The organism is Dactylosporangium sp. NPDC049525, from assembly GCF_040676755.1.
Classification (GTDB): domain Bacteria; phylum Actinomycetota; class Actinomycetes; order Mycobacteriales; family Micromonosporaceae; genus Dactylosporangium.
In genome coordinates, this window is record NZ_JBFAPO010000123.1 from 1 (window position 1) to 9327 (window position 9327).

Below are 9327 nucleotides of genomic sequence, written 5' to 3' on the forward strand. Positions count from 1 at the left end.
GCTGACGTATGGCAACGCGTCCCTGGCCGAGGTCGTCGTCGCCGCGGGTCACCTCCTGCGCGACGACGCGCTGCTCGCCGGCGGCCTGCGGATGCTGCGCTGGCTGCACGGCGTCCAGGAGTCCGACGGCCGGCTGTCGGTCGTCCCCGCCACCGGCTGGCGCCGCGACGGCCCGCGCGAACAGTTCGACCAGCAGCCGATCGAGGTCGCCGCGCTCGCCGACGCCGCCGCGACCGCGACCGCCGCGACCGGGCAGCGCTACTGGGACCTGGTCGTGCGGCAGTCCGCCGGCTGGTTCCAGGGCGAGAACGACGGCGGTGTCGCGATGTGGGATCCGCTGACCGGCGGCGGGTTCGACGGCCTCACCGCGGACGGCCCGAACCTCAACCAGGGCGCGGAGTCCACCCTCGCGCTGCTGTCGACGCTGCAGGTCGCTACGGGGCGATGACCCGCAGCAGGGCCAGCTTCTCCGCGCTCTGCGACCCCGGCACGGCGGTGAAGACCAGCAGCGCCTGCGACTGATCCGGGTCGACGAGCGTCTGGCAGTGCAGCTCCAGCACCCCGAGTTCGGGGTGCTGGACCCGTTTGAGGTCCGTGTGGCGCACCCCGACCACGTGCTCCCGCCAGGCCTCAGCGAACTCGGCGCTGGCGGTCAGCAGGGTCTCGACCAGCGTCGCGGCCCTGCCGGTGCGGCCTTCGCGGGTGTACGCCTCCCGCAGCAGTGCGGTGAAGATCCGCGCGTGCGTCGGGTGGTCCTCCTCGGGGTAGACGCCCCGCGACGTGGGGTCGGTGAACCAGCGGTACACCACGCTGCGGGCCGGCCCGTCGAACGCCGTCTCGTCGCCGAGGAGGGCGACCGCGAGCCGCGTCTGCACGAGCGTCTCGCCGAGCGAGTTCATCACCTGCGCCGGCGTGTCGTCGAGCCGGTCCAGGACGCGCATCATGCCCGGGTTGACGTGATCCGCGCGGGCGAACCGGTGCGGCGTCACGTGACCGCCGAGCCGGAACAGGTGGTCCCGTTCCTCCAGGGTCAGCCGCAGCCCGCGGGCGAGCGCGGCGAGCATCTGCTCCGACGGCTTCGGGCCGCGCTGCTGCTCGATGCGGCCGTAGTAGTCGGCCGACATGCCGCACAGCGCGGCGACCTCCTCCCGCCGCAGGCCGCCCGTGCGCCGGCGCGGCCCGCGGGGCAGCCCGACGTCCTCGGGCTGCAGGGCCTCGCGCCGCGTCCGCAGGAACTGCGCCAGTTGTGCCCGGTCCATGGACCTCACCCTACGAGCTCCTCGCTGACCGCCCAGATGCGTTCGGCGTCCTGTGCGGAGCGGGCGCTGCGGTACGGCCGCTGCTCCGCCGGTGCCCCGGTCAGGTGCGCGAGGCCGCCCGGCCCGTAGAAGGCACCGCCGCGGGCGTGCGGGCTGCTGACCGCGTACACCGTGGGCCGGACGCCCTGCTCGGCGGTCTGCACGAGCACTCCGGCCCGTGACAGCCGCTTGAACCAACGGTCCAGTGGCGTCCTTGCCTGCAGATTGGTCGAGGCGAGCCCGGGGTGGGCGGCGTTGCTGGTGATGCCCCAGCCGTTGCCGGTGCTGCGCCGGTCCAGCTCGAGCGCGAACAGCAGCTGCGCGAGCTTCGACTGGTTGTAGGCGCGCATCGGCCGGTAGTCGCGACCGCTCTGCAGGTCGTCCCAGGCGATCCGGCCGTCGCGGGCACCGAAGCTCACCACCGACGTGACCCTCGCCCGGCCTTCCTTGAGCCGCGGCAGCAGGTGGTGCACTAGTGCGAAGTGGCTCAGGTGGTTGGTGGCGAACTGCAGCTCCAGCCCGTCACGGGAGGTCTGCCTTGCCGGCGGCGCCATGATGCCCGCGTTGTTCACCAGCAGGTGAACGGGCCGGTCGACGCTCTGCGCGAACCCGGCCACGTCGTCGAGCGACGCGAGGTCGGCGCGCCGCAGTGTCTTGTGGTGCACGTGCGCAAGGGTCCGCTCGGCCTTGGCCAGGTCGCGGACCGGCAGGACGAGCTCGGCGCCGGCGGCGGCAAGCCGGCCCGCGAGCACCCGGCCGAGGCCGTCGCTGGCGCCGGTGACGATCGCGAGCTTGCCGGTCAGGTCGGGGACGGTGAGATCGAGGGTCATGCCGTTCAGCGTCGCGCCGGTCGCCGGGCGGATGAAGGCTCAGCTCAACCGGGGACTACTTGTCCCCGGGTACGACCAGGCCCGTCTCATATGCCACCACCACCGCCTGCGCCCGGTCCCGCAACGCGAGCTTGGCGAAGATCCGGGCCACGTGGGTCTTCACGGTGGCCTCGCTGAGGAACAGCGCCGCGGCGAGCTCGGCGTTGGACCGGCCGCGACCCATCAGGGCCAGGACCTCGCGCTCGCGGGGCGTCAGCGGGGCGAGGGCCTCGTCGTGGGCCTGGGGCGCTTTCGGTGGCTCGTCCTGGGCCGCGAACCGTTCCACCAGGCGGCGGGTGATGGACGGGGCGAGCAGCGCGTCGCCGGTGCCGACGAGCCGGACCGCGCCGACGAGATGGTCGGCGGTCACGTCCTTGAGCAGGAAGCCGCTGGCGCCGATGCGTAGCGCCGCGTACACGTAGCGGTCCAGGTCGAACGTGGTCAGCATCAGGATCCGGCAGGTGGGCAGCTGCTCCAGGATGCGCCGGGTCGCCTCGAGGCCGTCCATGACCGGCATCCGGATGTCCATCAGGATCACGTCGGGGGACAGCTCGGCGGCGGCCTGGACCGCTTGGGCGCCGTCGGCGGCCTCCCCGACGACGTCGATGCCGCGGGCGGTCAGGATGAGCCGGAACCCGGTCCGGATCAGCTCCTGGTCGTCCACGACGAGGACCCTGGGCTGGTGTTCGCTCATGCCGGGTCGCTCATGGCGGGTCGCTCGTGCCGGTTTGTTCGTGCCGGGTCGCTCATGGCGGATCCAGTGGGATGCGGGCGCGGACGCGGTAGCCGCCGCCGAGGCGGCGCCGGGCGTCGAGGTCGCCGCCATACACCGCGACCCTGGCCCGCAGCCCGGTGAGGCCCTGCCCGGGCCCGGTGGTGCCGGCGGGCCTGCCGGGCGGGTCGGACTTCAGCACGCTCGGCCCGCTGTTGAGCACCTCGACGCGCAGGGAATGCTCGGCGTAGCGGACCGTCACCTCGGCCTTGCCGCCGTCGCCGTGTTTCAGCGCGTTGGTCAGGGCCTCCTGCACGATCCGATACGCGGTCAGGTCGATGCCCGCGGGCAGCGGGCGGGGCTCGCCCGAGATGCGGACCTCGACCGGCAGCCCGGCGAACGCGATCCGGTCCACCAGCGCGGAGAGCCGGCGCAGGCTCGGCTGCGGCTCCAGCGTGTCGGCCGCGCCGGCCTCGTCCTCGCCCGCGGCGCCGGGTGCGAGCAGGCCCAGCAGATGCCGCAGCTCCGTGAGCGCGCCCCGGCCGGCGTCCTCCACCGCGCGCAGCGCGGTCGAGGCCTCTTCGGGCATCGTGGTCAGCACCTCCCGGGCCGCGGACGCCTGCACGACCATCACGCTGACCGTGTGGCTGACGATGTCGTGCAGCTCCCGGGCGATCCTGGCCCGCTCCGCGTCGACCGCGGTCCGCGCCGCCAGCTCCCGCTCGCGCTCCAGCAGCCAACCGCGCTCGCCGAGGGCCTGCGCGTGCCGGCGCCGGGCCCGCCGCAGCGCCACGGCCAGCACGGCGGCAACGGCGCACGCGCCCGCGAGCGCGATGCCGAGCGCTGCTGAGGTCCACACCGGCCTACCTTCGCAGACGCGCCGTCCGCGCCGCATCTTCCCAGCGATGTACGACGTCCCGGCGACGTACGACCACAGGATGACCCGCCGCGCGGGGCGTATGCATCCGTGGAAGGACGCGCCCGCACCGTGCGGGTTCTACGTTGCTTGGCATGGATGGTGACGGGGAGCGGGTCGTGGTGCGGCTCGACGGCGTGCGCAAGGAATACGGGGACACGACAGCGCTGGACGGGGTGTCGCTGGAGATCCGGGCGGGCGAGGCCGTCGCCGTGATGGGCCCGTCCGGCTGCGGCAAGTCGACGCTGCTGAACATGATCGCCGGGCTGGACCGCCCGAGCGCCGGCAGCGTCGTCGTGCACGGCGAGGACCTCGGCCGGCTCAGCGAGACCGGGCTCGCGCTGTTCCGCCGGAAACGGATCGGCATGATCTTCCAGTTCTTCAATCTCCTCGACGACCTGCCCGCCCTGGAGAACGTGGCACTCGCCGCCCAGCTCACCGGCGTGTCGGCGGGCCAGGCCCGGCGGCGGGCCATGGAGCTGCTCGACGAGCTCGGCATCGCCGACCGGCGCAACGCCTATCCGGCGGTCCTCAGCGGCGGCGAGCGGCAGCGGGTCGCGGTCGCCCGCGCACTGATGAACCGCCCGGCGCTGCTGCTCGCCGACGAGCCCACCGGCGCACTGGACAGCCACGCCGGCGAGCAGGTGATGGACCTGCTGCTCGACCTCAACCAGATCGGCCAGACGCTCCTGCTCGTCACCCACGACGAGCGCATGGCCGAGCGCTGCGCAAGCCGCGTCGTGTCCGTCGCCGACGGCCGCATCGTCGGCGAACGCAGCCTGGAGCGCACACCGTGAGCGGCGCCGGAGCGCAGCGGAGGTGCTGCGAACCAGGTTGCAGGTTTGGCTCAGGGCGGCGCCGGAGCGTAGCGGAGGTGACGGCGTGAGCGGCCCGGAGCGTCGTCGAGGAGCAGGCACGAGCGCCGCGGAGGTGACGGCGTGAGCGCGGTGTGGCGGGCCGCGCGGGCGGCCGTGCGCCGCCGTCGGCTGCAGACCGTCGTCATCGGGATCGTCGTGCTGTTCTCCACCGCCACGATCGTGGTAGCGCTGCGGCTACTGGACGCGTCGTCGGCGCCGTTCGACCGGGTCTTCGACGAGCAGGCCGGCGCCCACGTCGTGGCCGTCTTCGAGCCGGGGTCCGCCGGGTCCGCGCCGGCCGGCGCGGTAGCGACCGCCGGGCCGTTCGAGCAGGCGGTGGTGGACGTGCCGACGGACATCGAGCTGATCCACCTGCCCGACTCGATCACCGTCGTCGGCCGCGCCGACCCGGGCGGCCCGGTCGACCGGGTCGACCTGTGGGACGGGCGCTGGGCGACCGCACCCGGCGAGATCGTCGTGGCGGAGCTCCCGCCGGCCCCCGGCTACCACCCCCGCTCGGAGGTCGGGACCGTCATCCACCTGCCGGGCGCGCCACCGCTCACGGTTGTCGGCTTCGCGTACAGCGTCAGCCGGACCGCCGACGCGTGGGTCGCCCCGGCACAGTTGGCGGCGCTGCACCCGACCGCCGTCCAGATGCTGTACCGGCTGCGCGGCGCGCCGGATGAGCCGGCCGTCGGGGCCTTCACCGCCGCGCTGCCGTCGCAGGGACTGCTCGCGACCAGCTCCTACCTGGTGATCAAGGAGAAGGTCGCGGCCGGGCCGGGCGCCTACGTGCCGTTCCTGGTCGTCTTCGGGCTCCTGGGGCTCCTCGTCGCGATCCTGGTCGTTGCCAACGTCGTCAGCGGCGCGGTCGTCTCCGGCTATCGGCACATCGGCATCCTCAAGGCCATCGGCTTCACCCCGGTGCAGGTCGTCGCTGTCTACCTGACGATGGTCTCGGTGCCGGCGCTGGTGGGGTGCGTGCTCGGCGCCCTCGCGGGCCAGTTCGCGGCGCGGCCGCTGCTGACCAACGCCTTCCTCGGGCTCGGCTTCAGCGGTGACGTCGGCCGCGGCTACGGCGTGCAGCTCACGGCGGTGGCCGGGGTGCTGGGCGTGGTGCTGCTCGCCGCACTGCTGCCGGCGTCGCGGGCCCGCCGGCTCCCGGCCGCCGAGGCGATCAGCGCCGGCAGCGCCCCCCGTGGCGGGCGTGGCAGGCGGGTGCAGCGGTGGCTGAGCGGGGTCCGGCTGCCCCGGTCGGTGAGCCTCGGGCTGGGCCTGCCGTTCGCCCGGCCGGCCCGCACCGCCCTGACCGTCGCCGCGGTCGTGCTCGGCGTGACCACGGTGACGTTCGCCAGCGGGCTCACCACCTCCGCGGCCCGGTTCTCCGGCCTCGCCGACCGGGTCGAGACCGCCCCGGTCGCGGTCCGGCCGCTGAACCCGGGCTTCCACCAAGGGGTGACGACCCGTTCCGACGTGGAGGTCGAGCGGCTGCTGCGGTCGCTGCCCGGCACCCGGCACGTGACCGCCGAGTTCGGGATCGAGATCTCCGCCGTCGGGCAGACCCAGGCGATCCCGGTGGTGTTCCTGCGCGGCGACCTCGACGAGGTCGGGTTCAAGGAGCAGCTCGTCGAGGGACGCTGGCTGCGGGGCCCCGGCGAGGTGGTGGTCCCCTCGACGCTGCTGCACGAGCGCGGCTTCAAGATCGGCGACCGGTTCACGCTGGAGCTCGACGGTGGCCGCACCGAGGTGACCGTCGTGGGCGAGACCGTCAACGGCTCGCCGGGCGGCGCCGGCCTGCTCACCGCCTGGGAGACCCTGGACAGGCTCGCGCCGGGCCGACCGGTCGCCAACCACGAGGTGCTGTTCGAGGTGGCGCTCACCCCCGGCACCGACCTGCAGGCCTACCTCGCCTCGGTCCGCGCCGCCGACCCCGGGCTCAACGCGTGGGACAACTCAGGCGTCAACCCGTTCACGGTCTCGATGATCAGCCTGTCGGTCGCGCTGTCGCTGATGCTCGGCACCGTCGCCGCACTCAGTATCTTCAACACCGTGGTGCTCAACGTCCGGGAGCGCCGCCGCGACCTCGGCATGCTCAAGTCGATCGGCATGACCCCGCGGCAGGTGGTCGTGATGACGGTGACGTCGATGGCCGGCCTCGGCCTCGTCGGCGGCCTCGTGGGCGTCCCCGTGGGCATCCTCGCCCACCGGTATGTCATGCCGATGGCCGCCCACGCGGCGAAGGTGGACATCCCCAGGTCGCTGCTGGACGTGTGGCAGCCGGGGACACTGCTGCTCCTGGCCGTCGCCGGCGCCGTGATCGCGATCCTCGGCGCGATCATCCCTGCCCGTGCCGCCGCCCGCCTCACCATCGCGGAGGTCCTGCACACCGAGTGACCCCCGCCCGCCCCGCAAGCCGAACTGCGCTACCGGACCGTGGAACCCACCATCGCCTGAACGCTGCGGAGCCGTGCTCAGGCGCCTCGGCCTTCGCCCACCCGCATTTCGCACAACGCGGTGCATCCCTGGTCTGCTGACGACAGCGATGCACCGCGTTGTCAATGTTCGCCGGCGCCGGAAGGCCGCGCGCCCAAGTGTCCCGCCCGCTGTCACAATGTGGTGGACCACTGGCCTGCTGGAGCCTGGTGCGTTTCGGTATGTGCGGTAGATCGCCTTGTGACATGAACCGGATCACTGCCACACTCGCCGCGCCCGCAACCGACTCGCCAGCATTCCACCGACAACCCGAAGGGAACCCCGGTGCTCTGACCCCGGAGATCCTTCGGGTTGTCGGAACAATCCACCCCGCGGAAACCCAGCGGACACCACACGACCCGCCGCCGCCGGGGAAGCCGCGGGCGAGGCGAGGTCACCGCCGGCGGCCCGGACCGGCACCGTGGTTGAGTGGCCGTGACGGCCAGCGACCCAAGCCCGCGTCGCGGTGGCGGCCAGCGACCCGAGCGCGTGTAGCGATGACGGCCGGTGACCGAGCCCGCGTCGCGGTGGCAGTTGCGATGACAGTCGGGGACCGGGCCGGCGCAGCGGCGGCAGCCGCCATCGGCGAGCGACGGCGCCACGCGGCGAAGGGCGCCGGTGATGAACCTGGCTCATCCGTCGGGCCGGCCTCGGAACGTCGGGTCGTGGCTCGGAACCCAGGGGAGCTGGACGCAAGCGGTGTCTTGTGGGCAGTGGCGGGTCTCGTCGGAAGGGTGCTGCGCGGGGTGAGACCGCTGGCGTGTGCTCAGGTCACGATCCGTAGGTCGTGGATCAGTTCGGAGAAGGTGACCGGGGGCAGGTCGCCGAAGGCGCGGGTGTGGGTGTCGGCGCCGGCGAGGAGCAGGTCGCCGATCGTCTGTGGTGGGGCGGTGTCGACGGTGTCGGAGGCGTGCCAGCCGGGGTCGGTGGTGAGGATCGCGTAGGCGCCGCCGCCGATCGGCTTGGCCATCTGGACGGCGGCGTCGTACCAGCGGGTCCAGCCGTGCCGCTCCAGGCCGCGCAGCACGGCGTAGGTCACCTTGTGGCCCTCGAAGCGGTCGATGGCGGTGGCGGTGCGTTCGGCGGTGGTGATGTTGTGGAAGGGGCGGCTGAGCTGCTCGAATGGCTGGAGCAGCGCGTAGTCGGCGAACACCTCGGACCACGTGGTGAGGGCGCCGGTAGGGAACTCGAGCGGGTGCAGGACGCCGACGGTCGCGTCGGGTGGCAGGGTCGCGGGCTCATCAGTGATGGTGGCGAGGGAGCCGTCCTCGGCGACGCGGAGGGTGGACACGAGCGTGGCACCGGCGAAGACGCCCCAGACGAGGCGGCGGGCGAGGTGGCTCATCCACGGGTGGGTGGCGAAACGGTCGAGGAAGATGGCGGCGGGCACGCGGCGGCCGGTGCACATGGCGCGCTCCAGCCGGGACACGTGCAGGGAGGCGGAGGCGCGGGCCTCCTTGCGGAGCGCGGCGATGCGGTCCTTCGCTGTCTTGTGCCGCTGCTTGTCCTCGCCGCGGGCCGGTTTGGGCAGCTCGGCGTGGACCCGGCCGGTGGCGTCGCGGACGACGGGCAGCAGCTGGTGGTCGAAGGCGATGCGGAAGGTGCCGGCGTCGGTGTCGACCGTGTCGCCGTCGTCGTCGAGGCCGAGGGTCGGCACGAGGCGGTCGGCGAGCTCGTCGGGGGTGAGGCCGCGCAGGTCGGCGATCGCCTCGATGTGCTGGCGGGCGACCTTCTTGAAGACGGGGAACCTGGACTTCTCGGCGAGCAGGTTGAGCTCGATGAGGGCGGCGTCGGTGCTGCGGTGCCGCAGCGCGTCGAGGGCGGCCTGCGCGCGGGCGCCGGCGCCCTGGCCGGGCCACTGCTTGGCGAGCGCGGCGATGCGCCGGGCGCCGGCGTCGTCACCGATCAGCCCGACGGCCTGCATGCACCAGCCGTCGGTGGCGGGGGCGCCGGCGGCGAGCCAGCGCTCGAAGAGCTCCAGTGCGAACGCGGCCCGCGACGCCGGGGTCCACGCGGCGCGGGCGGCGAGGACGCCGGGGTGCACGGTGTCGGCGTCGCAGACCGCGAGGCGGACCAGCAGCGCTTCGACGGCCGCAACGGATGCGACGGCACCATCGACAGCAGCGAGCGGCGGCACGTCGGCAGCAGCAAGCGGCGGCGGCGGCACGTCGGCAGCAGCAAGCGGCGGCGGCGGCACGTCGGC

Annotated in this window: 7 protein-coding genes and 1 pseudogene; 3 read left to right on the top strand and 5 right to left on the bottom strand. The window is 73.6% G+C overall.

Going from position 1 to position 9327, the window contains the following annotated elements; genetic code table 11:
• Positions 1 to 448 (top strand): annotated as a pseudogene (locus AB0K00_RS57100) (glycosyltransferase); the annotation flags it as partial.
• On the opposite strand, the gene AB0K00_RS57105 reads toward AB0K00_RS57100, so the two are convergent.
• Genes AB0K00_RS57105 through AB0K00_RS57120 form a run of 4 tightly spaced genes read right to left on the bottom strand, consistent with a single transcriptional unit; the run spans position 435 to position 3714 of the window.
• On the bottom strand, positions 435 to 1259 hold the full coding sequence (locus tag AB0K00_RS57105) for a helix-turn-helix transcriptional regulator (RefSeq protein ID WP_363539994.1): 825 nt from the start codon (positions 1257 to 1259) through the stop codon (positions 435 to 437). The pseudogene AB0K00_RS57100 and the gene AB0K00_RS57105 sit on opposite strands and share 14 nt — an antisense overlap.
• A gap of 5 nt (positions 1260 to 1264) precedes the next feature.
• The gene (locus AB0K00_RS57110) at positions 1265 to 2128 is read right to left on the bottom strand and encodes an SDR family oxidoreductase (RefSeq protein WP_363539996.1); all 864 of its coding nucleotides are present in this window, start codon (positions 2126 to 2128) and stop codon (positions 1265 to 1267) included.
• A 55-nt stretch (positions 2129 to 2183) separates the two neighbouring features.
• Positions 2184 to 2861 (bottom strand): response regulator transcription factor, encoded by a 678-nt coding sequence (locus AB0K00_RS57115; RefSeq protein WP_363539998.1) that lies wholly within the window; start codon positions 2859 to 2861, stop codon positions 2184 to 2186.
• A gap of 52 nt (positions 2862 to 2913) precedes the next feature.
• Complete coding sequence (locus AB0K00_RS57120; RefSeq protein ID WP_363540005.1) at positions 2914 to 3714, bottom strand: histidine kinase; 801 nt, start codon at positions 3712 to 3714, stop codon at positions 2914 to 2916.
• A 176-nt stretch (positions 3715 to 3890) separates the two neighbouring features.
• Between AB0K00_RS57120 and AB0K00_RS57125 the strand changes: the two genes are divergently transcribed.
• Together AB0K00_RS57125 and AB0K00_RS57130 are read left to right on the top strand one after the other, a co-directional pair.
• Positions 3891 to 4592: an ABC transporter ATP-binding protein gene (locus AB0K00_RS57125; protein ID WP_363539999.1), complete on the top strand. Its 702-nt coding sequence runs from the start codon at positions 3891 to 3893 to the stop codon at positions 4590 to 4592.
• A gap of 141 nt (positions 4593 to 4733) precedes the next feature.
• Positions 4734 to 7046, top strand: coding sequence for an FtsX-like permease family protein (locus AB0K00_RS57130; protein WP_363540001.1), 2313 nt, complete (start codon positions 4734 to 4736; stop codon positions 7044 to 7046).
• An 844-nt stretch (positions 7047 to 7890) separates the two neighbouring features.
• Here the strand turns inward: AB0K00_RS57130 and AB0K00_RS57135 are convergent.
• The coding region (locus AB0K00_RS57135) for a DUF4132 domain-containing protein (protein WP_363540003.1) at positions 7891 to 9327 on the bottom strand (1437 nt) is incomplete at its 5' end.

Bases quoted from the DNA above. Each gene is read 5' to 3' on its own strand.
- AB0K00_RS57125 (WP_363539999.1), top strand. From the start codon at position 3,891: ATGGATGGTGACGGGGAGCGGGTCGTGGTGCGGCTCGACGGCGTGCGC.
- AB0K00_RS57110 (WP_363539996.1), bottom strand. From the start codon at position 2,128: ATGACCCTCGATCTCACCGTCCCCGACCTGACCGGCAAGCTCGCGATC.
- AB0K00_RS57105 (WP_363539994.1), bottom strand. From the start codon at position 1,259: ATGGACCGGGCACAACTGGCGCAGTTCCTGCGGACGCGGCGCGAGGCC.
- AB0K00_RS57115 (WP_363539998.1), bottom strand. From the start codon at position 2,861: ATGAGCGAACACCAGCCCAGGGTCCTCGTCGTGGACGACCAGGAGCTG.